This is a genomic window from Streptomyces sp. NPDC048297 (assembly GCF_043201585.1).
Taxonomy (GTDB): domain Bacteria; phylum Actinomycetota; class Actinomycetes; order Streptomycetales; family Streptomycetaceae; genus Streptomyces.
Window position 1 is genome coordinate 21926 of the sequence record NZ_JBICZA010000049.1, and the last position, 24936, is coordinate 46861.

The window sequence follows — 24936 nt, forward strand, 5'->3', positions numbered from 1 at the left end:
CCCGAGTTCCAGGTCACCGACGACAGCACTCCCGAGCGCGTCACGGTTTCCACTGCCGTCGGCCGGGAGGCCGCCATCGGCCTCGTCCTGCCGCTCCTCGCCGCGAGCACCGCATCCCTCACCCACCACCTACCTGGCATCACCTACCTGGAAGCTGGAAGAAAGACCTATGCCCGAGAGCACTCACACCTCCAAGCGTCTTACCGGCCGCCGTGCCCTGGTCACCGGATCCACCTCCGGGATCGGTCGCGCCGTCGCCGAGGCGCTCGCCCGCGAGGGCGCGACCGTCATCGTCTCCGGCCGCAACAGCGTCGAAGGCGCCGCCGCGGTCGCCGCCATCGCGGCGGAAGGCGGAACGGCGCACTTCGTCGCGGCCGACCTCGCCGACGGCGCATCCGCCATCGAGAGCCTCGTCACCGAGGCGACCGAAGCCGCGGGAGGGGTGATCGACCTCCTCGTCAACAACGCGGCCCACCTGGTCCCCGCGCAGTCCCTCCTCGATGTCGACGAGGCCCTCGCGGACCAGGCGCTGGCCGTGAACGTCAAGGCACCGGCCCTGCTGGTCAAGGCCGTCGTCCCCGGCATGCTCAAGGCCGGCGGCGGCTCCATCGTGAACATGGGCTCGGTGAACGGCGAGATCGGCATGGCGGTCGCCGCCCTCTACGGCGCCACCAAGGCGGCGCTGCACTCCCTCACCGCCTCCTGGGCCGCTGAACTCGCCGCGAAGGGCATCCGCGTCAACGCGGTCGCCCCCGGACCGACGATGACCCCCGCCAACGCGCCGTACCACGAGAAGCTGCGCGAACTGACGGTGGACGTCCCGGATCAGCGCCCCGGCACCGGTGACGAGGTCGCCGCCGCTGTGGTCTTCCTCGTGAGCGACCAGGCCGCCCACATCCACGGGGCCGTCCTGCCCGTGGACGGCGGTCTGCTCTCGGCCCGCTGACCTCCCGATCCACTTCGCTGTCCGAGGGGTTCCCCGCTGATCGGTGAACCCCCGTGGAACCTCCTCTTGATCATTCGAAATATTGGGAGCACTACCATGAAACGCAGAACCTGGATCGCCAGCCTTGCCGGGACAGCGGCCGTGGTGACGGGCGCGGCCCTGACCGTCAACTCGACCGCGAACGCGAGTGTGGTCCACGCCGGCACGTCGGCCCGCACGGTCAACGCGATCCACGCGACCACCTCCGACTCCACCGGCTCCTCCGCCAAGCCGACCGTCGTCCTGGTGCACGGCGCCTGGGCCGACGCCTCGGGCTGGACGCCGGTCGCCGAGCGGCTGGAGAGGGACGGCTACACGGTCAAGGCGCCGCCGAACCCGCTGCGTGGCCTCACCTCGGACGCCCAGTACATCGCCAATTACCTGAAGCAGATCCAGGGACCGATCATCCTGGTCGGCCACTCCTACGGCGGCGCCGTCATCACCAACGCCGCCGCGGGCAACCCGAATGTGAAGGCTCTGGTCTACATCGCCGCGTTCGCGCCGGACAAGGGTGACTCCCTGGCGAGCCTGAACGGCATGCAGGTCGCCCATCCCATCCCCGCGGTCCCTGCCCAGCCCTCCAGCTTCCCCAAGCCCGACGGCACCACCGGTACCGAGTTGACCATCGACCCCGCCAAGTACAGCGACGTCTTCCTCGACGACGAACTGCCGTCGTACGAGGCTCAGGCGTTCGCCGCCGAGCAGCGTCCCCTCAGCCTGGACTCCGTCACCGAGCAGTCCGGCACGCCGGCCTGGTCCTCGATCCCGTCCTGGTACATGGTGGCCAAGGAAGACCACGCCATCGCGCCCGACCTCGAGCGCTTCATGGCCCAGCGCGCCCACGCCCACACCGTCGAGGTCGACGGCCCCCACCTGATCATGTTCACCAACCCGCAGCCGGTGACCGACCTCATCGAACGGGCCTCCACCGCGACCGTTCACTGACCCCACGGCACGACTGGGTTCCCCGCGGCACCACCGGGTTCCCCACGGCACGACCGGGTTCCCCGCGGCACACCACCGCGGGGAACCCGCCGCGCGTTCATCCTGTGCTCGAACGCGGTGAACACGGTCGCTGGTTCGGCGTCGCTGGTTCGGCAAGGGCCGGTGCCGAAGAAGTCGCGGTGCCGGCCGTCCTCGTGCTCAGGGATCTCGGCGGCCTTCCTGACCGCGCTCTCCTGGTTGTCCGGATACGGCGGTTATCCCGATACGGCAGCGGCCTCAGACACCGCAGGGGCCCCAGATGTGGCAGGGGCCCCGGGGGCGGCGGCGAGCGGGCCGCGATCGGCGACAGCCGTGCTCATATCAGCCTGTGCCGGATCGCGTAGGCGACGGCGTGGGACCGGTTGCGCAGGCCGTGTCGCTTGATGATGCCGTGCAACACGTTCTTGATGGTCCGTTCGGAATAGCCGAGCGTCCTGCCTATGTCCTGCAACTCGTGGCCTTCGGCGACGAGCCGCAGCACCTCGGTTTCCCGGGAGGTGAGCTCCTCGGGTGCGAGACCCCGCCGCGCCGGCGCCTGCTGCCGGATTCTTTCCACCTGGTTCGTCAGCCGCCTTCGAAGGACGGCCGGGAGATCGCCACGGCCGCGGCGGGTTTGCTGAATCGCCTCGTCGAACCGGGTCCACGTGAACTCGGACCGGAAGATCACCGCACGGACCCCGGCAGCGAGTGCCACCTGCACGTCCGCGTGCCAGGTGCCCTCGACGATCAGAACCACCGGCGTGCCGCCCGCCACGTGATGACCCAAGCGGGTCACAGCCTCGTTGTCGGGGTCCCGCAGGGAGGCCACGGCAAGCTCGGCGCATGCGTCCGGTGCGGACAGGGCCAGTTCAGGGTGGCGGCGGACGTGGTTGATGACGGCGAGACCGATGATGGGGTCGTCCGTCAGCAGGGTCACTCGCGCCGTGCCCGGGACCTCAGGCTGCCTGACGTCGTCGGCGCAGTCACGGAGGTCCTGCGCCACCGCGTGGCCGGCCACGGCCGGCGGACGCGACGGGGTCTTCCCCGCCTTCCCGGCATTCCCAGTATTCCCGGCACTCCCTGCACTCCTGGTATTCCCCACGAGCAGCCTCGGCTGGGCGTGACCGGGCGGCATACCGTTCCACGTCGGGTGCTGGACCAGCCCTTCGGTAGGCGTGACGGGCGCGACACCTGCCCTGGCGAAGTAGGTCGCCGACTTGCCGGCCGGGTGATGGGCGGATGTCATCCGTCTCGCCTCCCTCTCTGCTGGTCCCTCTCTGCTGGTTCGAGCCCCTCAGCCAGGACGCCTGTTCATGAGCGAACCCCGCGCGGGTCTCTTCGGGCTCGTCGCGGACAAGTACATGCGACGGGCAAACCTCATGACGCCCCAGCGCTTCGAATCCGGCACTTCTGTACGGCGAACCGCGGAAAAATTTCCACTTTCCCGGACGCGCCTACGCGCCAGGGTGGCACCCGTTTTTTGGACTTTCAAGTCCAGATGTGGTTAGGATGGGGTATGCCCACTCCCAAAGGAGAAGCGACCAAGACCCGGATCTTGGAGGCTGCCGCCGACCTGCTGGTCACCGGCAACGACATCAACCTCGACGAGGTCATGCGGATGACCCGGACGAGCAAGGGACAGCTGTTCTACTACTACCCGGGCGGCAGGAACGAACTGCGTCGCGCCGCCGCGGAGCGCCATCTCGCCCGCCTCGCGCAAGCCGAGGCCCCGGTCGCGCTGGCCACCTGGCAGGACTGGGAGGACTGGATCGAGCAGATCCTGCGCCTGCACGAGGAGCAGTCCCACGACGACGCGTGCGAGGTCGCCGCCCTGGCCGGCCGCGCACTCGACACCGACAAAGTCACCCGAAGCATGGTCGGCCGCATGTACGAGCTGTGGGCCGATCAGCTCCGCGATCAACTGACGGCCATGCAAGGCGCCGGCCTGCTGCGATCGGACGCTCCCGTGGCCGATCTCGCCTCGGCCATGCTCGCCGCGCTTCAGGGCGGCGCGGTCATCGACAAGGCCACCGGATCCCGCCGGCATCTGGGGTCCGCCCTGCGGCAGGCCCTCCTCATGCTGCGCGCCCACGCGACATAGCCCGACGCCTCAGTGCGGGGCCCCCGGCGCAGGGCCCAGCGCCGGGCCTCAGTGCCGGGTGAGTCCCTGGAGGAGCAGGTCCACCAGGCGAAGCCCGATCTCCTGCGGGCTGCTGCGTCGCTCGACGATGAGCACGAATCCGCCCAGGGCCAGTGCGACCTCTTCGATGTCGAGATCGCCACGAAGGTCCCCGGTGCGCTTCCCGGCGTCGACGAGCATCCCCAGAGCGGCATCGATCTTGGTGCGAGTGTCCGTCTGCAGGCCTTCGTCGGCGGACAACACCCCGTGCAGCACGTCGGCCATCCCGTCCTTGGTGGCCATGTACTCCAGGAACTGAGCGGCCCAGGCGCGCAACGCTTCGACGGGGGGCAGCTGCCGCAGCAACTCCGGCACGGCGTCACACAGGCGCTGGGTCTCACTGCGATAGACGGCTTCCACCAGCGCCTGGCGCGTGGGGAAATGGCGGTAGAGGGTGCCGATGCCCACGCCGGCGTCCTGGGCGATCGCCTTGAGCGTGGCTCCCGTGCCATCACGAGTGAAGGCGCGTGCGGCAGCCGCAACCAGGCGTTCCTGGTTCGTCCTCGCGTCCGACCGCCGACGCCGTTCGCCTGTCGTACTCAATCGTCCCCCTCGGGTTGCCGCAAGTCCGCTTGCCACAAAGCCACTTGCCACAAAGCCGCTTCCCGCTTGCCACTCAGCCGCATGCCGCAAAGCCGCTTCCCGCGAGGCCGCGACGGGTGCCGCGGTGAGGCGGTGCACGGGTCTTGCTAGCCGGAGCCGGCTCCGGTTACAGTCCAACCGCGTTATCCGGAGCCGACTCCGGATAACGCGTCCGGCTTCGTCGCTGAAAGTGGTGCCCCATGAGCAGATCATGGATCAGCATGCCTCTCAGCATCATCATGATGGCACTTCCGGGGCCCCAGCCATCCTCCTGAGAGCCCCGGTCTCGGCACTGATGCCGCTTCGCCGAGACAGCTCCGATCCCCCTTGTCCGCGTCCTCACGGCGCCTCACGTCGTCCGCCGCGATTCCGTCCCACGGCGACGACCCACGTGTGCCGCAAGGACGTTCACACCTGGCTCCGCGACCGCTGACCGGTCGCCGGAGAAGGGACATACCTTGACACCGTTGTCAGTCCGCGCCAGGCGCATCGCCCTGTCCACCCTCCTGGCGGCAGTTCCGGTACTCGCCACAGTCGCCGCCTCCGGCCCCGTCGCCTCGGCCCCCGCGCGGGCGTCCGCGCTGGCCCTCACCACTCCCGCCAACCCCAGGCCCCAACTCATCAGCGGATCCGGCACCCTGATCCGGGTGTCGTCCCTGCCCGACGCCCGCAGCCCGCTCCGCGTTCTGGAGAACGGTGAGGACATCACCCGCTCCTTCCGGAAGCAGGACGACGGCAGCTACTTGGGAATGGCGACCAATCTCCACCCAGGAGCGAACCGGGTGACCGCCACAGCCGGAAGTTCCACGGCCGAGTTGCGCATCGAGGACCACCCGATCACCGGGCCCGTCTTCTCCGGACCCCAGCAGCACCCGTTCTTCTGCGAGACCACGGCCTTCGGTCTGGCCCCCGCCCAGCAGCCGGACTGCTCCGCTCCCACCGAGGTCACCTACCAGTACCGGACCACGAGCGGCACGTTCAAGCCACTCGCGGACCCGCACTCCCGGCCCGCCGACCTCGCCACCGCGCGCGTCGACGGTCGCAGCGTGCCGTACGTCGTGCGCATGGAGACGGGGACGATCAACCGCGCCGTCTACCAGATCGCCGCCCTTGACGACGGAGCCCCGCCCTCACCGCTCCACCGCAGCGCCCACTGGAACGGCAAGCTCGTCTACGCCTTCGGAGGCGGGTGCAACGGCGGCTTCCACCAGGGCAATTCGACCGGCGGCGTCCTCAACGACATCGCGCTCTCCCAGGGTTACGCCGTCGCGTCGTCCACGCTGAACGTCCTGGACCAGAACTGCAGCATCGTCCTGTCCGCCGAATCGGCGATGATGGTCAAGGAACACTTCATCAACGCCTACGGCCCGGTCACCTACACCATCGGTTGGGGTGCCTCCGGTGGCGGGATCCAGCAGTACGACATCGCGGACGCCTATCCGGGGATTCTCGACGGCATCGTGCCGGGCGTGCCCTTCACCGATCCGCTGGCGACGATGGGTCAGGTGGCGGACTGCCGCCTCCTCAACACCTACTTCTCCGGCCCCGGCAGCTCCTTCACGGCCGCGCAGCGCCAGGCCGTGGCAGGCTACGTGAACTACGACACCTGCACGTCCTGGGACAAGTTCTTCGCCAACCGTCTCACCCCCACGGACAGTTGCAACAAGGACCTCGCCTCGCAGGACGACGCCATCCCCGCCTCGGCCATCTGGAACGCGACCACCAATCCCCACGGCGTCATCTGCAGCCTCCAGCAGCAGCTGGGCAACCAGATCGGCATCGACCGGCGCACCGGCTTCGCCCCGATGCTCTACGACAACGTCGGTGTCCAGTACGGCCTCGGCGCCCTCGACTCCGGCGCCATCGGCCCGGACCAGTTCATCGCTCTCAACCGTGACACCGGGGGATACGATCAGCTGGGCAGGGTCGCGGCCGAGCGCACGTCGGCCAAGAAGGAAGCGATTGCCGACACCTACCGCGAGGGTCTCGTCCCGTCCGGAGCACAGGGCCTGCGCGCGATCCCGATCATCGATCAGCGCACCTACCTCGACCAGGCCGGCCCCCTCTCGGACATCCACACCGCACAGTGGTCCTTCGCCATGCGAGCCCGCCTCCTGAAGGCCAACGGCACCGCCGCCAACCAGGTCATCATCGAGAACAGCGCCGACCCGGCACAGCAGAACGCCGCGAGCGCCTACGAACTTCGGGCGATGGACGCCTGGTTGGCCAACATCGCCGTGGACGAGAGCAACCGCAGCGCCCAGCAGAAGGTCGCCGCCGACAAGCCGGCGGGGCTCGGCGACGGCTGCTACCTGCCAGACGGCCGGCGCATCCTGGCGCCGCTCACCGCCCCGGCCTCCGGACCCTGCGCCACGCAGTACCCGATCGGCTCGGACCCGCGCGCGGTGGCCGGTGCCCCGGCGGCGTCCGACGTCCTGAAGTGCCGGTTGCGCCCCGTCGACTTCAGCGACTACCGGGTCCACTTCACCGAGAGCCAGCAGCGTGCGCTGAAGGCCGTGTTCCCCCAGGGGGTCTGCGACTACCGTGTGCCGGGCCAGGGCCAGACCGCGCCGATGGGCACGTGGCTCACCTACGGCGACGGCAGTCACGGAACCTTCGGTCACGCGCCCCAACCGCACCCCCTCGACGGCCCGCCCGTCCTTCAACACGGTACGAGTCCCGCACCGTAACGGGGAGCAGCCCCCTGCGTTCAGGAGGGCCTCCGGCCGAGGCCGCCGCTCAAGGCGACCAGATCCTGGCCGGAGGCCCGCCGCCACGTCGTCGTTCAACTCCTCCTCCGTGCGGCGGCCGGCGGACCCCGGGTGCGTCACTGGTGTGTGGCCTCTCCCTCGCCGAACTGGGGGACGGTGTCGCCGATGACGGCGGCGAGGCGCTGGAGCTGCGCGGCGAGTTCGCGGCGTTCCTCGGGCGTGAAGTGCGACAGCGCCTCGGACTGGCGTGAGCGCAGCTCCGCCCGCATGGCGGCGAGACGGTCGGCGCCGTCGTCGGTGAGGCGGACCAGGACCTGGCGTTCGTCGTGGGGGGAGCGCTGCCGTGTGACCACGCCCGCCGTCTCCAGTTGCTTGAGCATCCGGGTGGCGGTGGGGACGCTGACCTCGGCGGTCACGGCCAGCCTGCCGACCGGCAGCCCCTTGCCCTGGGTGTCCGCGGCCAGGGGCTCCAGCAGCGTGAGCTGCGCCATGGAGAGTCCGGCCCCGGAGCGGCCCATGGTGGCCGCCCGCGAGCGGCGCATGGCATAGAACAGCCGGTCAGCGGCCTGCGCCAGCTCCCTCACGCCCTCCTCGTCCCCGGCCGGCCACTGGGCGTCTTCCTCTTCGCGCTTGCTCACCTGTCGCATGACTGTTAGCTTACTAAATGAAGTCGTTAGCAAGCTAAATTTTAGGATGCTTTGAGTCATGGACCTCCCCGTACGCATCGACGTCCACCACCACATCGTCCCGCCGGTCTGGGCCGAGACCCTGGCCGCGCGCGGCCTGAACTCCGGCGGCTGGGCCATCCCCGCCTGGAGCCCCGAGAGCGCGATCGCGATGATGGACCAGCAGGGCATCGCCACCGGCGTCATGTCCGTCACCTCGCCCGGCGTACACCTCGGCGACGACGCCGCCGTCCGCGACCTGGCACGCGCCGTCAACGAGTACGGGGCCGAGGTCGTCCAGGACAACCCCGACCGCTTCGGCCACTTCGCGAGCATCCCGCTGCCCGACGTGGACGCCGCCGTCGCCGAGGCCGTCCACGCGCTCGACGTCCTCGGGGCCGACGGTGTGGTCCTCATGTCCAACGCCCACGGCAAGTACCTCGGCGACGCGGATTTCGACCCGCTGTGGGCCGAGCTGGACCGCCGCGCCGCGAACGTCTTCGTCCACCCCGCGCAGCCGCCGATGACGCTGCTGCCCGGCACCCCTGCCCCACTCGCGGACTACGTCTTCGACACCACCCGCACCGCGCTGAACATGGTGCTGAACGGCGTGATGGACCGCTACCGCGACGTCCGCGTCATCCTGTCCCACGGCGGCGGCTTCCTGCCCTACGCCGCCTACCGCTTCTCCGGCCTGACCTCCACCGTCGTGGACCGGGAGCGCAGGGCCGAGGACATCCTGCGCGACCTGAAGCGGTTCTACTTCGACACCGCCCTGTCCGCCAGCCCCAGCGCGCTGCCGGCCCTGCTCGCCTTCGCCGAGCCCGGCCACGTCCTCTACGGCAGCGACTGGCCCTTCGCCCCGCAGGAGGCCGGCACCTACTACAACCACTTCCTGGAGACCTACCCGGACTTCACCCCGGGCCAGGCGGCGGCCGTCGACCGCGGTAACGCCGAGGTGCTCTTCCCCCGCCTCGCCCGCTGACCTGCCCCTCCGGGCGCACATTCCGCATCAGCGCCGTGCCGCGATGCCGTGCCCCCACGGTGCGGGGCCTTCGGCGCGTCGCGCCTGACGGGCATGGCGTCCGGTGCGCCTGTCCTCGTCAGGTGAGGCGCGCGAAGATCTTCTTGGCGTTGCCGTGGTTGAAGGCCGTCTTCCGCTCGCCCACGTACTCGTTGCCCCTGCGCGCCATGTCCCGGCGCTCCCGCCCCTCCCAGCCGACCGCACTCGGCGCGGTCAGTGACAGGACGCATCACCATCGCCATCCGAGCCCGTCGGGACATCCTGAGGAACCCACGGTCCGGGATGTCTGGAACACCGGTCGCGCGAACGTCGGCCGAATGCGGCAACGCCCTGAACTCAGGTGAGGACTCCCGCGACGACGAGGATGGCTCCCTGCTCACGTGACATCGGGGATGGCCCGGTCGAGCTGGCTCCGTGAGGTGATCCCGAGCTTGGCGAACACTTTCCGGAGGTGGTACTGGACGGTGCGCGGGCTGAGGAAGAGCCGGGTGGCGATCTCGGGGTTGGACAGGCCGTCGCGGGCCAGCCGCGCGATCTGGGCCTCCTGCGCGGTCAGGTCGGTGTGCGCGGCGGGAAGGGACGGCGAGCTGGACAGGCCTCCGGCGGCCTTCAGTTCGAGTTCGGCGCGGTGCGCGAAGGCCAGGGTCCCCATGGCGACGAACATGTCGTGGGCGGTGCGCAGGTGCGCGCGGGCTTCGTTGCGACGACGCTCGCGGCGCAGCCATTCGCCGAACACCAGGTGGGCGCGTGCGAAGTCGAGGCGCAGGCGGGTGTGTTCGAGATGGCCGATCGCCGCCCGGTAGTGCTGCTCGGCCTCCGGGCCCGCGGTCAGCAGCGCGTCGGAGCGTGCGCACAGGCCCAGGGCCGCCGGTGTCGCACTGGCCTGGGCGACCTCGGCGAACTGCTGGTAGACCTCGGTCGCGGCCTCGGGTTCCCCGATGCGTACGGCGGCCTCGACCAGCTCGACGGCCGGCCAGATCAGCGTGCCGGGATCCTGCCGGTAGGCGGCCGCGTCCTGGGCGGCGAGCAGTGCCTCCCGGTAGTTGCCGAGGCTGTTGTGGAGCAGGGCGTTCGCCCACTGGGCGAAGGTGATCCCGTTGCCTTCGCCGCGCCGTACCGCGTCGGCGCGGGCCGTGGTGAGCAGCGGCGCGAACGTGGCCTGGTCGCCGCGGAAGGCGGCCACGCCCAGGGCGCTGTAGGCCACCATGCCGCTGCCGGTCGCGCTGACGATCGCCTGCAACTCGTCGTCGAGACGGGCTGCCTGGGCGAGGTCGCCGCTGAAGAGCAGCAGGTAGATCCGCGAGGTGAGGGCGAGCGGCAGCTCACTGAGGGCGCCGGATTCCCGGGCGAGCCGCAGATGGCGTGCGGAGAGTGCCTCCCAGTGGTCGTCCTCCCACAGGCGCATGGCCGTGGTGGTCGCCATCCACAGCAGGCTCAGTTCCTCCTCGGCGGGCATGCCGGAGTCGAAGGCGGCCAAAGCCTTGCGGAGGGTCGGCAGGCCTACGGCGTATCCGACGGCGTAGGCCGCCGCCGTACCGTCGAGCAGGAGATCGGACACCTGTGGCTCGTGCGGCGGTGGTGGCGCCTGGGCCGCCGCACGGGCGACGTCCGCCATGCTGGCGCCGACGGGAGCGGTGCGGCCGGCGAAGCCGGCGGCCGACAGCGCGTCGAGGTAGGTGGCGCGGGACAGGGCCGGATCCACCCGCTGGAGCCGGCGGGCAGCCGCCAGCAGCAGGGGCGGGGCGTCGCTGCCGCGGCTGGTGGCGAACGCGAGCCGGGCCCGGATCAGGTCCGAGTGCGCCTTCTGGCGGTCGTTCAGTGGCCCGGCTCCGGCGGTGTCCAGCAGGTCGGCCGCCGTGTCCAACAAGCCGGCCTGCACCTCGGCATCGGCGGCGGCCAGCAGCCGGTCGGCCCGCTGTACCGCGTCCGTCGTCAGTTCGGCCGCCCGCCGCAGGAACGCCGCCGCGGCCGACAGCCCGCCCCGTGCGCGAGCCCGGCCGGCCGAGGTCTCCAGTTCCGCGGCGACATCGTCGTCCGGCTCCGCGGCGGCCTGCGCCCGGTGCCAGGCGTGCCGGTCCGGGTCGCGCGGCGAGTCGGTGGACTCGGCCAGGGCGCGGTGGACCCGCCGTCGCAGCTCGGGCGGCGCCGTCCGGTAGAGCGTCGACCGGATCAGGGGATGCCGGAACCGGGTGCGCAAGCCGAAGTCGACCAGTTCCGCGTCACTCGCACAGGCGGCAGCGCTGGACGGGATGCCGAGCAGGACGGCGGCGCGCCGTACGAGCGCCGTGTCACCCGAGGGGTCGGCGGCTGCCACCAGCAGCAGCAATTGGCTGTCGAGCGGGAGCGCGGTGATCTGCTGGTAGAAGTTCTCCTCGATGCAGCGCCACTGCGGCAGAGCGCCGGGCAGGCCGAACCCGCCGGCGAGCCTGCGCGCTACGAGACCGCGAGCCAGCTCAAGGAGCGCCAGGGGATTCCCGTGTGCCTCCGCGACGAGTTGGTCGCGGACGTGCGCGTCGATGGGTCGGTCCAGTGTCCGCTCCAGCAGTGCGCGGGCATCACCGTCAGGAAGTTCGCGGACCGCCAGTTCGGGCAGCCCGGTCAGGTCGGAGTCCCGGATCCGGGTGCCGAAGACCAGTGCCACCGACTCTGTCCCGAGGCGGCGGCCGACGAAGGCCAGGACACGGGCCGAGGCACGGTCGAGCCACTGGTGGTCGTCCACCACGCAGACCAGCGGCTGCCGCTCGGCGGCCTGGGAGAGCAGGCCCAGTACCGCGAGGGCCACGAGGAACCGGTCCGGCGCCGGCCCGGCACTCATCCCGAAGGTGATCCGCAGCGCGTCACGCTGCGGTTCCGGCAGGCCGTCCACCAGGGGCAGCATCGGCCCGCACAGCTGGTGCAACCCGGAGAACGGCAGTTCCATCTCGGATTCCACGCCTGTCGCCCGAGCCACCCGGCAGCCCTGCGACCGGCCGATCAGGTACTCGAGCAGGACCGTCTTGCCCATGCCGGGTGAGCCGTGCATCACCAGTACCCGGCTCTCACCGCCGCGAACGGCCCCGAGCAGTCGGTCGAGGGCCTGCCGCTCGGCATGTCGGCCTGTCAGTTCCGCTGGCCGCCACAACCTGGGCAAATCCGTCGGCGCGTTCACCAGGTGAGGGTACCGCTGAGGCCGGGCCGTGCCCGCGTCCCCCGGCCCAGCCGTCTCGCTCGCTGGACCACCGGCCCCACGCGACCCGGGTGAGGGTCGCGTGGGCCGGCTTTGTGCTCAGTGGGTGCCGACGTCACCCGACCTTGGCCAGGGCCCGCCGGATGAGCTGCGCGGCCCGCACCGGCTGGGCGACGAACACCGTGTGGGATCCGTCGACCTCCTCCACGGTCGAGGCCATCCGTTCGGCCATGAACCGCTGGGCCTCGGGAGAGATGGCGTTGTCGTGCCGCGCGAGCTGGTACCAGGTGGGAACGTTCTTCCAGCCGGCGCCGGTGGCGTTCTCGGTGAATGCCGCCGCGGCAAGGGGGCGCTGCGTGGCACACATGGCCTGCGCCACGTCGACGGGGACGTCGGCGCAGAACGTCTCGCGGAACCGGTCGGCGCCGACGTACAGGTCGGGGCCGCCCACCGCGCCGGCGGCCTCGTACGGCGTGGGCTGCGCGGTGCCGGCGAGCAGGGACGGCGGGAACGGGGCCTGGACGGAGGCGCAGCTCTCGCCGACGTCGAGGCTGAACGCGGCGAAGTAGACCATGGCGACGACGTTGTCCAGGCCGACCGACGCCTCGCCGATGACCGCGCCGCCGTAGGAGTGGCCCACGAGGACGACGGGCCCCTCGATCGCGCCCGCCACCGCTCGCACGGTGGCGGCGTCGCCGGCGAGCCCACGCAGCGGATTCGGCGGTGCCACCACCTGGACGCCCGCCGCGGTCAGCTCCCGCACGACGCCCGCGTAGCCGGAGGCGTCGGCGAACGCCCCGTGCACCAGGACCACCGTGGGCTGGTTCGATACAGACACAGCTGTCTTCCTTTTCTTACGCACTCATGCCGGGTGGAGCACACCGTTCGGCCACTCGGCGGGAGCGGGCTCAGTGGACGGTGGTCCTGGCAGCCTGCTCGATCGGCCGGGTGACCGGGGCGGGGTCGGTGAAAGGGCCGCCGGCGAGTCACCGGCGTCCGGCGCGAACGCGGCGACGCACACCCGGAGGGAGCACCCGCCACAGCCACCGACAGAAGTAGTCGCTTTCGTCGTCGGCGACAGCTTGCGCCTGACGCGGGGCCTTCCGCATCCGCCAGTGGCTGGTCACGCAGGCGGACCGGCAGGCCGGTGCCGCGACTCTGAACGCGGCAACCTGACCGGCCGGCCGGGGCACCCGACCGTCGTCCCCCTCCCCCTGCGCTCAGGCGGTCACAGTGCGAGGAGCGCCTGCTCGACCACTTCGGTGAGTGCGGGGTGGATGTACAGGACGTCGTGCGCGAGCTGGTCCACGGTCTGTCCCAGGGCCATCGCCTGGAGCAGGGGCTGGATCAGTGTCGCCGCCTGCGGCCCGATGATGTGGGCGCCGAGGAGGGTCCGGGTGTGGGGGTCGGCGAGCAGCTTCACGAAGCTCGTGGTGTCCTCGAGCGCCCAACCGTAGGCGGCCTCCGAGTAGTTACGGACGCTGACGACGTGGTCGACACCGCGCTCCCGGGCCTGCTGTTCGGTAAGTCCGACAGCGGCGATCTGGGGGTCCGCGAAGACGGCGTGCGGGACGATGGCGCGGCTGAGCGTCCGGACGTCGTCGGGGTGCAGGATGTTGTGCCGTACGACCCGTACCTCGGCGTTGGCCAGGTGCTTGAGCTGGAAGTGGTTCGTGGCGTCGCCCAGTGACCAGATGCCGGGGACCGAGGTGCGATAGGCGTTGTCGGTGGCGATGTGCCCGTGCTCGTCCAGTTCGAGACCGGCGGCCGCCGTGTCGAGCAGGTCAGTGTTGGGTCGCCGGCCCACGGCGACGAGTAGCGCGTCGGCCTCGATCGTCTCCTGAGTGTGGCCCTGGGCGGCGCCCCGGGTGACCTGGACCGCGACGCCCTGTCCTCGGGCCGCGACGGAGCTGACCTCGGTGTCCAGCAGGACGCGGTGGCGCTCCGAGGCCAGTTCGGTGAAGCGGGTCGACTGCTGTTCGTCCTCCTGCATCAGGAGCCGGGCCCCCGCTGCACGATCGTCACGCTGGAGCCGAAAGCGCCGAAGACGTGGGCGAGTTCGGCGGCGATGAAGCCGCCTCCGATGATGACCAGCGACGTGGGGACCTCATCGACGCGCATGATCGTGTCGGAGGTGTGGAAGGGGACGCTGTCCAGTCCCGGGATCGCGGGTACCACCGGCCGTGCCCCGACGGCGACGACGAACCTGTCGGAGCCGAGGAGTTCGGACCCGACCTGGACCGTGGTCGGTGAGACGAAGCGCGCGGGCTCGGTGTAGACGTCCGCGGTGTGGCGTCGGTAGGCGACGGCGCTGTCGTGGAGCGGATCGATCCGGCCGAACACCCGGTCGCGGACGGCCTTCCAGTCGACCGGTTCGACCTCGGTGTGGACGCCCGGCCGTTTCGCCGACGCCGCCCCGATCACGGCGTCGGCCGTGACGACGAACATCTTCGACGGGATGCACCCACGGTTCAGGCATGTCCCGCCGAAGCGGTCGGGCTCCACGATGGCGGTGCTCAGTCCGGCCAGTTCCGGGCCCAGCAGCATGTTCCCGCTGCCCGCTCCCAGCACGACAAGGTCGTAATGCTTCACTTTTCCCCGATCCCCGACGACGCCCGGCGAATCGCCGATGCCACCGCGGCCGGCCGTGTTCGGCTGACCTGCCGTGACCGGCCCTCGACTTCATGCCGGTCGACTCGTCATCGAAATGCGACGCGGGTCCGTCGGCCATGCCGATTTCGTCCTTTCCCATGCCGGATCGGCATGGGAGGAGGGTGCTGGGCGGGTGACTACGATGCCTGGCATGGACCTTGATATGCGGAGGGTGCGCTACTTCGTGGCAGTGGCCGAGGAGTGCAGCTTCGTCCGGGCCGCCAGCCGCCTGTACATGACCCAGCCGGCCCTCAGCCGCCAGATCCGGGCCCTGGAGGAGGACTTGGGTGTGGTTCTGTTCCACCGCGCAAGGCAGGGCACCCTGCTGACCCGCGCCGGGCGCAAGCTGCTGGACGAGGCGAAGCCACTGCTGGCCATGTCCTTGACCGTGCAGCGACGGGTCCGGACCGCGGACCGCGAGGAGAGCCACTTCACCATCGGATTCATGCCCGGCGTCGTGGTCACCCCCATCGTGCGGGAGTTCTCCCGGACGACGCCGGACGTACGCGTCGAGGTCGTCCACACCTCGATCACCGATCAGGTCGACTATCTGCTCGACGGCCGCGTCGACGTGTGTTTCGTACGACTGCCGCTCCCGGAGGGCCTGTTCGAGATCGTCCCGCTGTTTCCGGAGCCCCGGGTGGCGGCCGTGCCGAGCGGGAACCCTCTGGCCCGGCAGAAGGCCGTGAGCATCGATGAACTGCGCGACCTGACTCTGCTGCAGGAACGGGCGGACGTCCCGGAGTGGCGTGGCCGGATCTCCCGTGGCTCCAGCCCGCTGCGTGCGGACTCCCAGCGGTTCCCGGTGACGATCGAGGAGTGCCTGGAAGCCGTGGCTTCCGAGGCGGGCTGCTACATCATGCCGGCGGGTATGGCCGACTTCTACCGCCGGGACGACGTCGCCTACTTGTCGCTCACGGACGTCGCTCCGCGGATGGTCGCCCTGGCCTTCACCAAGCATCGGGTCATGCCCGAACTCGACCGGTTCGCCGAGATCTCCCGCCGTCTGCTCGCCCCCGGCCCGGACTGACGCTCCGACAACAGCCCGCCTCCGGACCAGGTTCGCGTATCCACGTGTCCACGTGTCCACGTGTCCACGTGTCCACGCCGCCGGACGTCGGAGAAGACCGCCCTCTTCCAAGTCGTATGCCGATGAGGCATCTGAGTCTCTCGATTAGGCATTGGAGATATCCGCCGGCTCCGGCCCAGAATCGCTGCGCAGCTGTCCCTACATGCGAACGGAACTGCCATGCAGACGATCTGGATCGAGATTCCTGCCGAGGACCTGGAGCGGGCGAAGCGTTTCTACGAGGCGGTCTTTCAGCACGAGCCCACGGAGATCGTGGACATGGGAGTCCGGCGCATCACGATCCTGCCGGGCACGCCGAGCGTCTCGCTCAACCAGACGGACGGTTTCGTGCCGTCGACCCTCGGGGCGCTTCCGTACTTCCACGTCGACGAGCCCTTGTCCGAGGCACTTGAGCGCGTGACCGCGAACGGCGGGAGCGTCGTCGACCCGACCGAGGAGCGTCCGGGAAACGGGTTCTTCGCCCTCGTGCTCGACTCCGAGGGAAACGCGGTCACCCTGCACTCGGCGCAGAAGTAGCCCCGCGCCGACCGTCACGCGGCGCCGGCTCGGCCCCTGTCGCGTCTGCTCGCCAACCCTCCCCGTGGAAGCCATGAGCAGCGGTCCGAGCTGCTCTTTCCGGATCCGCCCGAAAGGAATTCTGTGATGAAGAAGCTCTCTCGCGCCTGGGCGGCGCCCTTGGTCGCGGCCGCTCTCCTGGCGGGAGCCGCCTCGGCGTACGCCGGCGTCACCACGGAGCAGGCACGGGCCAGGCCCCTGTCCGCGCACGCGGCCTCCGTCAAGCCGACGATCGTGCTGGTGCACGGGGCCTTCGCGGACTCCTCCAGCTGGAGCGCCGAGATCCCCGCGCTCCAGCGGGCCGGATACCCCGTGGTGGCGGTGGCGAACCCGCTGCGCGGTGTCGCCTCGGACACGGCCTACCTCGAAAGCGTGCTGAAGACGATCAGCGGACCGGTCGTCCTCGTCGGACACTCCTACGCGGGCGCGCTGATCAGCCAGGCAGGGGCGGCCAACCCGAACGTGAAGGCCTTGGTCTACGTCGCCGCCTACATCCCGCTCAAGGGCGAGTCGCCCGCCGACCTGACCTACAAGGACCCGGGTTCGAAGCTGACCGGGGACAACCTGGTGGCCCGCAACGAGCCGGACGGCACCGACCTCTACATCAACCCCGCCACCTTCGGTGACGTGTACGCCGGCGGCCTGTCCAGGAGGGACGTCGCGACCGCCGCGGTGGTCCAGCGCCCGATCCAGGCCTCCGCCCTGTCCGAGGGCGCCGCCGTCAGCCCTCCCGCGAACACCCCGAAGTGGGAGATCGTCGCCCTCGACGACCACGCGATCCCCACGAAGACGCAGTTCTTCATGGCCGACCGGGTGCACGCGCACATCGTCACCACCCACTCCGGCCACGACGTCCCGGCCGCCCGGCCGTTCGTCGTGACCGCCACCATCCTCAAGGCGGCCCGCACAGTCCGCTGAGGCACCCCGCAGACCTGTACCTACCGCCGCGTCCCCACACGGCGGTAGGTACGGCTGTTTTCAAGGGCCCGGGAGGGCGAACGGGAAGATCTCCAGGTACGGACGGACCAACGCACGTGCTGCGCCTGGCGGATCGACCGGAGTCGAGCATATGATCATGGCGTTTGTCGGGAGTTGAAGGCGAACGCCTCATCTACCTGGAATTACTCTTGCAGTGAGGTGGCGTAGCGTGGAACTGCCGCAGCAGTACGCGGTGTACCAGCATTACAAAGGACGCTGCTATCAGTTCCTAGCAGTCGGCAGACACACCGAGACCGGTGAAGAACTGGCCGTTTATCGTCAGCTCTATGGAGACGGGCTCGTCTGGGCCCGCCCTCTGTCGATGTTCTGCGACAAGGTACTGGTCGAGGGCGTATCTCGACCGCGCTACCTACGGGTCGAGGACCCGTACCTCGCCGAGAACCCCGCGACTTCTGCCGACTGACGTCATCTTCATTCCGGCGTGCCGCGGAATCCTGAAGGGATCGCCCCATAGATACCTCTGTTATTGAGCGAAAGATCGCACGCAGAATCGACGGCTCGGCGTCCCTTCGCGAGTCCACGGAAGAAGTGATCGAACGGGTCGCGCGATCCTTGGCAGCAAATGAAGAATCTTTCCGTCCAGGATCCGGAAAGGTATGGCACACGCGCTTTCGTTCGCTCATGGAGCAGAACCTCTTCTGGCCCTCGGGAAGAATTCTCAACAATGCCGGTACCCGGCAGGGGCAACTCGCCTCGTGTTTCGTTCTGCCTCTCGAGGACGACTTCCGTGCCGTCTTCAACACGCTCGCGGACGCGGCCAATTGCCACCGAACAGGGGGCGGCACGGGCTTCGACCTGACGCCACTGCGCGAGCGGGGATCAGTCATCAGCTCGGCAGAGGGGGGAGGAGCGAGCGGCCCCGTTTCCTGGCTCCGCCTCTTCGACGCGGAGACCCGGGTGGTGTCCCAGGGCGGAAAGATGCGGGGCGCCAACCTTGCCTCGCTGTCCGTCTACCACCCGGACGTGCTGGAGTTCATCGACGCCAAGCGGACCGTGGGGCAGCTCCACACATTCAATCTGTCGGTCTCCGTCGACGACGCGTTCATGCAGGCCCTGCTCTTGGACGGGAGCGTCGAACTGGTCAGCCCCCTGGACAGTCGGACCGTACGACGCGTGGCAGCTCGCGACATCTGGTCACGCATCTGCGAGAACGCCTGGCGTACCGGTGACCCGGGGGTACTCTTCCCTGACGCGATCAACCGATCGAATCCGCTGCTCAGGCAGTTGGGGCCCATCCGGACCACCAACCCGTGCGGTGAGCAGACGCTCTATCCGTACGAGGCGAGCAACCTGGGCTCCCTCAACCTCGCGTCCTTCCTGGAGCCGAACGGCCGTGGTATCAAATGGGCCGCTCTTGAGGAGACCACTGCCGTCGCCGTCCGCCTGCTCGATGACGCCATCGACATATCCCGGTACCCGGATACGCGCATCACGGAGCTGACGAGGGCCAATCGCCGGATCGGTCTGGGGGTCATGGGGTACGCGGATCTGCTGATCGGTCTTGGAATCCCGTACGACTCCGACGAGGCGCTGGGACTCATCGCCCAACTCGGAGCAACGATACGGAGGGTCGCCAGGACGGCGAGTCGGGAGTTGGCAAAGGAGCGCGGAGCATACCCGAATTGGCGAACAGTCGACGGCAGCGCCCCGCTTCGAAACTGTGCCATCACCACGATCGCACCGACCGGCACGATATCAATGATCGCGCAGTGCTCCAGTTCCATTGAGCCGCGCTTCGCTGCTGTATGGAACAAAGACGTGATCCTGGACGAAGGAGTCGTATTCGCGGACCAGGAGCTGTTGGCCGATCTGCAACGGTACCGCGGTATCTCGCGCCGCCAGGCGCTGGACCTGCTGCGCCGGGTGGGCCTCTCCTCTCTCGGAATACCCGCGGACGTCCTGGCCAAGTACCGTTATGCCCACGATATTTCCGGCGAATGGCACGTACGTACTGCTGCTCGATGGCAGGAGTACGTCGACAACGCGGTCTCGAAGACGGTCAACCTGCCGAAAACCTGTACGCCTGACGATGTCTCCGACTCCTTGGTCACCGCATGGCGACTCGGCTGCAAGGGGGTGTCCGTGTACAGGCAGGGATCTCGCGAGCGTGACCTTCTGAGCGTGGATCACGTCGGCGAACCCGAGCCCGCACGCCAGAGCAAGCAGCTAAGCGTTGTCCCGTAAATGATCTACGGGATGACTGGTGACCTGCCTGTTTTCCGTCACCCGGCGAGGGTGAGGTTGTGATGGCGGGCGATTCCGAGCATTGCGTGGTGGACGCGGGCGCGGACCTTGCGGTGGGAGGTGTTGTGTTCCTCTTTCCAGGCCGGGAGTTCGGTCTGAACGCGCTCGCGGCGGTGCGGGACGACCAGGCCGGTGCCGCGGTAGCCGCCGTCCGCGATCACGGTGGTGCGGCCGACCGCGTCCTTTGTGCCGGACAGTTCCCATGCCTTGCAGTCGTTGCGGTTTCCGGGCAGCGGCCGGCCGACGGCGACGACGAGCCGGGTGTCGGCGTCGATGACGACCTGGTGGTTCGTCGAGTACCGATAGTTCTTCGACTGCTCGGCGATGCTGTCATCGCGGGTGGGCACCAGGGTTCCGTCCACGATCAGCACGGTGTCCTTGCGGAACCGCTTGCGCTGCTGGAGCGCGAGGGACGGCCCGAGGTGATCGACGATGCGGTCGGCCGCCGACTTCGACACTCCGAACAGCGGGGCGAGTTGGCGCAGGGTGAGGTTGGTGCGCCAGTACGCGGCGACCAGCAGGACCCGGTCCTCCAGCGGCAGACTCCAGGGCCGGCCCTTGCGGACCGGGTCCGCGCCCTCACGCCGCAATTCGGCGGTCGGCTTGCCGAACTGACGCGGACTCAGCCCGGTGAACGGGGCTATCCAGGACGGCACCGAAGCCGTGATCACACCAGCCATACCAAGATCATCTCACCCGTGACCAGCAGTTACGGGACAAGCCTTAGCCAAGGCTTGAAGCTGTTCGTCACGTCGTCACATACCGCCGACCACCGGGAAGGATTCCATGCCCCAGAACTTGTCCCCGCTCGTCGATCTCCTCGGCCTGAAGCCGCACGAAGGTGGATGGTTCAAAGAATACTGGAGGACATCAGGCTCCACCCAGCCCGCCGGTTACCCGGGTCCACGGACCTACGCGACCGCCATTTACTTTCTCCTCCACCCGGGCGAAGAGAACCCATGGCACTGGGTCCGCTCCGACGAACTGTGGCTGTGGCAACGGGGAGGCCCGCTCGAAATACATTTCGGCGGTCACGAGGAGGAAGCTCCATCGTCGGTGCCTCCACACGTCGGCACGAAGCTTCTCGGACCGTGGGTCGAGCGAGGCGAGAGCCCTTCCGTACTGGTCCCCGGCGGCGTGTGGCAGCGTGCCCGGCCGGTCAGTGAGCCCGTGTTGGTGACCTGCATCGTCGCTCCGGGTTTCGAGTTCGCCGACTTCAAGTTCGCTCCACAGACGTAGGAGAAGACCGCCTGAGGTTTCCCGGGGGGACGCGCACGCTCATTCCTGTCATGCGCCACCGAGGTGGCGCGGCTGCTGGACCTCGCAGGCCCGGCTGACGTGCCGGAAAGCCCACCACACACGGCACCTTGCCCATGCGGTACGCAGCACTGCTCGAACGTGTCCGTCTGCCGGGAGAGTTCTTCGCCCCGTTGATGGCCGCTGCCGTCCACGACCTGGACGAGTCCCGCGATGTGGCGGACGAGCGGCGGGAAACCCTTCGGCGGTCAGCCAGACTTCGACCTACTCGGCCGCCAGTGCATGCCAGGCTCGCCTCGTCGGCTTTGATGCCGTGCTTGACCCGGTGAAGCACCGTACCATCGCACTGGGCGGTGGGGCCGCCCGCGCCACGCCCTGACTGGCCATCAGTCAACTCGGGAAAGGGCCGGCATAAGACCGCCCGGACATGGCCGCAGATGACGACAGGTACACATCGGCCCGCATCCGTGATCCTAGCGGTGACCTGGGAAGACACCGGTTCCAAGCGGGGTCGGCCGCGTGAGGAGCGAGCCGTGTTCTACTAGCTGCTCAAGTACGTGCTGGAGTAATTGTCAAGAATTGTGGATCAGCGGGGTCGTTCAGGCTGCGGTGGCTTCGGGGCGTTCGACGAGGTGACCGCTCTTGAAGCGGGCGCCGTTGCGGACGAGGACGACGAGGTGGGGTGCGGTGATCGCGCGCCAGCGGGTCTGGGTGGACTCGCCGAGCTTGAACACCGTCGTCAGGGCCGCGGTCGGACTGCCGGCCCCACGGGTGACTTTGGTCCGCAACTTCACGGTGCTGAAAGTGCTCTCGATGGGATTTGTCGTGCGCAGGTGCACCCAGTGTTCTGCGGGGAAGTCGTAGAACGCGAGGAGCTCGTCGATCTCGCCGCCGACCATGACCGCACCCCTATCCGCGCTACCTCAAGCCGATCGAGTGCTTGAACCTACCCAGAAGACGATACGAGGTGTCCGTGACTGTCGATGTTCTGCCGATCGTGGTACCAGAGCTCTACTTCCCGATTCCGTCGGCCATCAGCCCGCATGCCGAGACGCTGAACGCGTATGTCGCCACCTGGATGGAACGGAATGCGCTGTACAGCACGCCGGGCCAGCTCGCGAGATACGTGAAGTCGAGCTTCGGTACGTTCGCGGCGCGAGTCTGTCCGGAGGCCGACCTGGACCGGCTCAAGCTGTTCGCCGAGTGGCTAGCTTTCGGATTCTTCTACGATGACCAGTTCTTCGACGAGGACGGTGGCAATGGTGGCCCGCACACCTCTGCTGCCGCGGCTATCGCCGCGATCTCGGCCTTCATCCCGACGGGTGTCCTAGTGGCCTTGCCTCGATTGGCGGACGGGGACCGCACACACCGCCTGAATGTCCTGGCCGATCTGGTCAAGCGCACGTCGACGGTGGCCCGCCCGGAGCAGTTCCAGCGATTCTGCACCCAGATGACGATCTGGTTCTACAGCTACCTGTACGAACCGGCGATGCGGGCCGGTGGCGCATCGCCCACCACATCCGAGTACGCCGTCAACCGCCTCTACAACATCGCCACCGCCCCCTACGTGACCCTGGCCGAGATAGCCGCCGGCTGTCGGGCGACGAGCGAGGACCTCGCCGCTGATCAGGTACGCACATTGTCCAGCACGGCGGCCTACGAAATGGCCTGGTGCAACGACATCCACTCCGCAGGCCGGGAGGCTGCGGTAAACCCGCTGATCGAGAACCTCACGTCCATCCTCCAACGGGAGAGCCGTAGCGCCCGAGAAGCGATGGACGAGGCCGTTGAGATCCACAACTCCACCCTAAGGTCGTACCTCGACCTCGAAGCCCTGGTGCTGCCTACCGCGACACCAGAGGTCCGGCACTACCTGGCCGTGCTCAGGACCTGGATGCGCGGCCACTATGACTGGTGCCGCGAAACGCTGCGCTACAGCACGTGATGTCCCTCTTTTCTTTACTGCCCACTGAGGAGTATCCCATGCCTGACCGTTACGCCCGGCTCCGGCTGATCCGGCAGCTCGACCCTGAGAAGGACTGCGAGGAGATCTTCCGCCAGGTCACCGACTATGAATTCCCGTGGGATTATTGGCAGTCCGCCTCGCTTGCCTTCTTCCGCACCTTCGGAGTCCCCAGCATCGCCGAGCTGCTTCATCGCACCGGCGAGTTCTCCAACCGAACACAGAAGCGCGCCGATGACACCCTGCTGATCCTCTATGAGATCACCCACCATGGACTGGAAGACGAGCGTGGCCGTGCCTTCCTGCGCCGGATGAACCGCATGCACCGGCACTACAACATCAGCAACGATGACCACCGCTACATCATCGCCCTCTACATCGTTGTGCCGGTGCGGTGGATCGGCCGCTACGGTTGGCGCCAGCTGACCGACCACGAGAAGCGGGCGATGACAGCAGTCGGGCGCCGGCTGGGCGAGCTGATGGGAATCAAGGACCTTCCGCGGACCTTTGACGAGTTCGCGCGCCTCGCCGACGAGTACGAGGCCATGAACTTCGCGTACACCAAGGCGGGCAAGCGACTGTCGTCGGCGGCGATGGACATCGCTGCCGACGTGCTACCACCCCGGATGCGTCCACTGATGAAGGCTCCGATGCAGCGTTTCTCGCGCGCTCTCTTGGACGAGGACCTGCTGCGCACCGTCGGCCTGCCGCTACCGTCCCGGTGGGAGCGAAAGACCGCGGAAGCCGTGCTCAAGTTCCGGGCTTTCGTGCTTCGTGGTTTTCCACCGCGTCCGGACGATCGGCCCTACCGCCCGGCCCTCGTGACCTACCCGAGCGGCTATCAGCTGCAGGATCTCGGGCCGGAGTGGCTCAACTCGCGCGATCAGACCTTGCGGTAGCGCGCGGTGGGGTCGCGTCCGGACGGCGGTGGAAAAGAGGACACGAGCGTAAGAACTCCTAACGAAATGATCTTCGACGTGGTTGGATCACCCCCAGACTGGTGATCTGGGGGTTCGGGGTGGGGCGGCCGAAGCCGTGGGAAGTCGACGACGAGTTGTGGGCGGTGGTCGAGCCGCTGCTGCCCAGGGTCGAGCGTCGGACCCGGCATCCGGGACGCAAGCGGCATCCGGACCGACGGTGTTCCAGGGCATCCCGTTCGTGCTGCACACCGGGACCGCCTGGGAACACCTGCCGCAGGAACCCGGCTTCGGTTCTGGCATGACCTGCTGGCGCCACCTGGCCGAGTGGACCGAAGCCGATGTCCGGCCGCGGCTGCACGAGGTACTCCTCGCCAAACTCCGCAGCGCGAACGCCCTGGACTTCTCCCGGGCTGCCGTCGACGGCTCCCACATCAGCGCGTTAAAGGGGGACCCAAGACCGGACGAAGCGCCGTCGACAGGGGCAGGACGCAGCAAGCTGCTGGGCCCCCTGCTGAGACTGGCCTTCAGACCCCGGATCGAGGGGCTGGAGCACGTGCCGGCGTCGGGTGCGGCGATCGTCGCCGGGAACCACCTCTCTTTCGCCGACCACTTCCTGATGCCGGCGATCCTGAAGCGGCGCATCACCTTCCTCGCCAAGGCGGAGTACTTCACCGGTCCGGGCATCAAGGGCCGGCTGACCGCGTTCTTCTTCCGCAGCGCGGGCCAGATCCCGGTGGACCGCTCCGGCAAGGAGGCGGGACAGGCCGCGATCCGCGAGGGGCTCGGTGTCCTGAGCAGGGGCGAGCTGCTGGGCATCTACCCGGAGGGGACCCGCTCGCACGACGGACGGCTCTACAAGGGCAAGGTCGGGGTGGCCGTGATGCACTGGAGCAATGCTCAGGACTTGTGGATCAGCCCCGGGCGAGGACGCGGAGGGCGTACCTTCCCGAATGATCCGTAAGGTCTCCGAGTAGGCCCGCG

At 68.7% G+C, this 24936-nt stretch carries 20 protein-coding genes and 4 pseudogenes; 15 read left to right on the forward strand and 9 right to left on the reverse strand.

Annotated features, from left to right (window positions below):
• Positions 1–169 precede the first annotated feature (169 nt).
• Both ACGFYV_RS34425 and ACGFYV_RS34430 read left to right on the forward strand, forming a co-directional pair.
• A complete protein-coding gene (locus ACGFYV_RS34425) occupies positions 170–946 on the forward strand; it encodes an SDR family NAD(P)-dependent oxidoreductase (RefSeq protein WP_393882468.1) in 777 nt (258 codons plus the stop codon).
• A 96-nt stretch (positions 947–1042) separates the two neighbouring features.
• Positions 1043–1930: an alpha/beta fold hydrolase gene (locus ACGFYV_RS34430; protein ID WP_393882469.1), complete on the forward strand. Its 888-nt coding sequence runs from the start codon at positions 1043–1045 to the stop codon at positions 1928–1930.
• Positions 1931–2285: 355 nt separating this feature from the next.
• On the opposite strand, the gene ACGFYV_RS34435 is transcribed toward ACGFYV_RS34430, so the two are convergent.
• Positions 2286–2966 carry a LuxR C-terminal-related transcriptional regulator gene (locus ACGFYV_RS34435; RefSeq protein WP_393882470.1) on the reverse strand — a complete coding sequence of 227 codons (681 nt, stop codon included), beginning with the start codon at positions 2964–2966 and terminating at the stop codon, positions 2286–2288.
• A gap of 498 nt (positions 2967–3464) precedes the next feature.
• On the opposite strand from ACGFYV_RS34435, the gene ACGFYV_RS34440 reads away from it, so the two are divergent.
• Complete coding sequence (locus tag ACGFYV_RS34440; RefSeq protein WP_393882471.1) at positions 3465–4049, forward strand: TetR/AcrR family transcriptional regulator; 585 nt, start codon at positions 3465–3467, stop codon at positions 4047–4049.
• Positions 4050–4097: 48 nt separating this feature from the next.
• On the opposite strand, the gene ACGFYV_RS34445 is transcribed toward ACGFYV_RS34440, so the two are convergent.
• The gene (locus ACGFYV_RS34445) at positions 4098–4922 is read right to left on the reverse strand and encodes a TetR/AcrR family transcriptional regulator (RefSeq protein WP_393882472.1); all 825 of its coding nucleotides are present in this window, start codon (positions 4920–4922) and stop codon (positions 4098–4100) included.
• Between the two features lie 245 nt (positions 4923–5167).
• On the opposite strand from ACGFYV_RS34445, the gene ACGFYV_RS34450 reads away from it, so the two are divergent.
• The gene (locus ACGFYV_RS34450; protein WP_393882473.1) at positions 5168–7399 is read left to right on the forward strand and encodes a DUF6351 family protein; all 2232 of its coding nucleotides are present in this window, start codon (positions 5168–5170) and stop codon (positions 7397–7399) included.
• 137 nt (positions 7400–7536) lie between these two features.
• On the opposite strand, the gene ACGFYV_RS34455 is transcribed toward ACGFYV_RS34450, so the two are convergent.
• On the reverse strand, positions 7537–8067 hold the full coding sequence (locus ACGFYV_RS34455) for a MarR family winged helix-turn-helix transcriptional regulator (RefSeq protein ID WP_393882474.1): 531 nt from the start codon (positions 8065–8067) through the stop codon (positions 7537–7539).
• Between the two features lie 58 nt (positions 8068–8125).
• On the opposite strand from ACGFYV_RS34455, the gene ACGFYV_RS34460 reads away from it, so the two are divergent.
• Positions 8126–9070, forward strand: a complete 945-nt coding sequence (locus ACGFYV_RS34460; protein WP_393882475.1) for an amidohydrolase family protein — start codon at positions 8126–8128, stop codon at positions 9068–9070.
• Positions 9071–9485: 415 nt separating this feature from the next.
• Here ACGFYV_RS34460 and ACGFYV_RS34465 read toward each other — a convergent pair whose 3' ends face one another.
• The 4 genes and pseudogenes from ACGFYV_RS34465 to ACGFYV_RS34480 form a co-directional block, all read right to left on the reverse strand.
• Positions 9486–12257, reverse strand: coding sequence for an AAA family ATPase (locus tag ACGFYV_RS34465; RefSeq protein WP_393882476.1), 2772 nt, complete (start codon positions 12255–12257; stop codon positions 9486–9488).
• Between the two features lie 133 nt (positions 12258–12390).
• Entirely contained in the window at positions 12391–13113 is a 723-nt protein-coding gene (locus ACGFYV_RS34470) for an alpha/beta fold hydrolase (RefSeq protein WP_393882477.1), read from the reverse strand.
• A gap of 390 nt (positions 13114–13503) precedes the next feature.
• The gene (locus ACGFYV_RS34475; RefSeq protein ID WP_393882487.1) at positions 13504–13971 is read right to left on the reverse strand and encodes a hypothetical protein; all 468 of its coding nucleotides are present in this window, start codon (positions 13969–13971) and stop codon (positions 13504–13506) included.
• A gap of 6 nt (positions 13972–13977) precedes the next feature.
• Positions 13978–14822: pseudogene (locus tag ACGFYV_RS34480) on the reverse strand (FAD-dependent oxidoreductase); the annotation flags it as partial.
• A gap of 256 nt (positions 14823–15078) precedes the next feature.
• Between ACGFYV_RS34480 and ACGFYV_RS34485 the strand changes: the two are divergent.
• From ACGFYV_RS34485 to ACGFYV_RS34505, 5 genes are all read left to right on the forward strand, one after another.
• Positions 15079–15957, forward strand: a complete 879-nt coding sequence (locus tag ACGFYV_RS34485) for a LysR family transcriptional regulator (RefSeq protein WP_393882478.1) — start codon at positions 15079–15081, stop codon at positions 15955–15957.
• Between the two features lie 219 nt (positions 15958–16176).
• A complete protein-coding gene (locus ACGFYV_RS34490; RefSeq protein WP_393882479.1) occupies positions 16177–16533 on the forward strand; it encodes a VOC family protein in 357 nt (118 codons plus the stop codon).
• 126 nt (positions 16534–16659) lie between these two features.
• Positions 16660–17490 (forward strand): alpha/beta fold hydrolase, encoded by an 831-nt coding sequence (locus ACGFYV_RS34495; RefSeq protein WP_393882480.1) that lies wholly within the window; start codon positions 16660–16662, stop codon positions 17488–17490.
• Positions 17491–17719: 229 nt separating this feature from the next.
• Entirely contained in the window at positions 17720–17974 is a 255-nt protein-coding gene (locus ACGFYV_RS34500; protein ID WP_393882481.1) for a DUF1653 domain-containing protein, read from the forward strand.
• Positions 17975–18048: 74 nt separating this feature from the next.
• Complete coding sequence (locus ACGFYV_RS34505; protein ID WP_393882488.1) at positions 18049–19755, forward strand: adenosylcobalamin-dependent ribonucleoside-diphosphate reductase; 1707 nt, start codon at positions 18049–18051, stop codon at positions 19753–19755.
• A gap of 38 nt (positions 19756–19793) precedes the next feature.
• Here the strand turns inward: ACGFYV_RS34505 and ACGFYV_RS34510 are convergent, their stop codons facing one another.
• On the reverse strand, positions 19794–20495 hold the full coding sequence (locus ACGFYV_RS34510) for a transposase family protein (protein WP_393882482.1): 702 nt from the start codon (positions 20493–20495) through the stop codon (positions 19794–19796).
• A 106-nt stretch (positions 20496–20601) separates the two neighbouring features.
• Between ACGFYV_RS34510 and ACGFYV_RS34515 the strand changes: the two genes are divergently transcribed.
• Entirely contained in the window at positions 20602–21054 is a 453-nt protein-coding gene (locus ACGFYV_RS34515; RefSeq protein WP_393882483.1) for a cupin domain-containing protein, read from the forward strand.
• Between the two features lie 617 nt (positions 21055–21671).
• Here ACGFYV_RS34515 and ACGFYV_RS34520 read toward each other — a convergent pair.
• Positions 21672–21959: pseudogene (locus ACGFYV_RS34520) on the reverse strand (transposase); the annotation flags it as partial.
• Positions 21960–22045: 86 nt separating this feature from the next.
• Here ACGFYV_RS34520 and ACGFYV_RS34525 point away from each other — a divergent pair.
• The 4 genes and pseudogenes from ACGFYV_RS34525 to ACGFYV_RS34540 all read left to right on the forward strand — a co-directional run.
• On the forward strand, positions 22046–23017 hold the full coding sequence (locus ACGFYV_RS34525; RefSeq protein ID WP_393882484.1) for a hypothetical protein: 972 nt from the start codon (positions 22046–22048) through the stop codon (positions 23015–23017).
• 38 nt (positions 23018–23055) lie between these two features.
• On the forward strand, positions 23056–23934 hold the full coding sequence (locus ACGFYV_RS34530; RefSeq protein ID WP_393882485.1) for an oxygenase MpaB family protein: 879 nt from the start codon (positions 23056–23058) through the stop codon (positions 23932–23934).
• Between the two features lie 86 nt (positions 23935–24020).
• Positions 24021–24441 (forward strand): annotated as a pseudogene (locus tag ACGFYV_RS34535) (transposase); the annotation flags it as partial.
• 10 nt (positions 24442–24451) lie between these two features.
• Positions 24452–24838: pseudogene (locus tag ACGFYV_RS34540) on the forward strand (lysophospholipid acyltransferase family protein); the annotation flags it as partial.
• Positions 24839–24936: the final 98 nt, after the last annotated feature.

Excerpts from the sequence above, each read along its gene's own strand:
- ACGFYV_RS34425 (WP_393882468.1), top strand. The coding sequence starts at position 170 with ATGCCCGAGAGCACTCACACCTCCAAGCGTCTTACCGGCCGCCGTGCC.
- ACGFYV_RS34430 (WP_393882469.1), top strand. The coding sequence starts at position 1,043 with ATGAAACGCAGAACCTGGATCGCCAGCCTTGCCGGGACAGCGGCCGTG.
- ACGFYV_RS34440 (WP_393882471.1), top strand. The coding sequence starts at position 3,465 with ATGCCCACTCCCAAAGGAGAAGCGACCAAGACCCGGATCTTGGAGGCT.
- ACGFYV_RS34445 (WP_393882472.1), bottom strand. The coding sequence starts at position 4,922 with ATGATCTGCTCATGGGGCACCACTTTCAGCGACGAAGCCGGACGCGTT.
- ACGFYV_RS34455 (WP_393882474.1), bottom strand. The coding sequence starts at position 8,067 with ATGCGACAGGTGAGCAAGCGCGAAGAGGAAGACGCCCAGTGGCCGGCC.
- ACGFYV_RS34460 (WP_393882475.1), top strand. The coding sequence starts at position 8,126 with ATGGACCTCCCCGTACGCATCGACGTCCACCACCACATCGTCCCGCCG.
- ACGFYV_RS34485 (WP_393882478.1), top strand. The coding sequence starts at position 15,079 with ATGGACCTTGATATGCGGAGGGTGCGCTACTTCGTGGCAGTGGCCGAG.
- ACGFYV_RS34490 (WP_393882479.1), top strand. The coding sequence starts at position 16,177 with ATGCAGACGATCTGGATCGAGATTCCTGCCGAGGACCTGGAGCGGGCG.
- ACGFYV_RS34495 (WP_393882480.1), top strand. The coding sequence starts at position 16,660 with ATGAAGAAGCTCTCTCGCGCCTGGGCGGCGCCCTTGGTCGCGGCCGCT.
- ACGFYV_RS34510 (WP_393882482.1), bottom strand. The coding sequence starts at position 20,495 with ATGGCTGGTGTGATCACGGCTTCGGTGCCGTCCTGGATAGCCCCGTTC.
- ACGFYV_RS34515 (WP_393882483.1), top strand. The coding sequence starts at position 20,602 with ATGCCCCAGAACTTGTCCCCGCTCGTCGATCTCCTCGGCCTGAAGCCG.
- ACGFYV_RS34530 (WP_393882485.1), top strand. The coding sequence starts at position 23,056 with ATGCCTGACCGTTACGCCCGGCTCCGGCTGATCCGGCAGCTCGACCCT.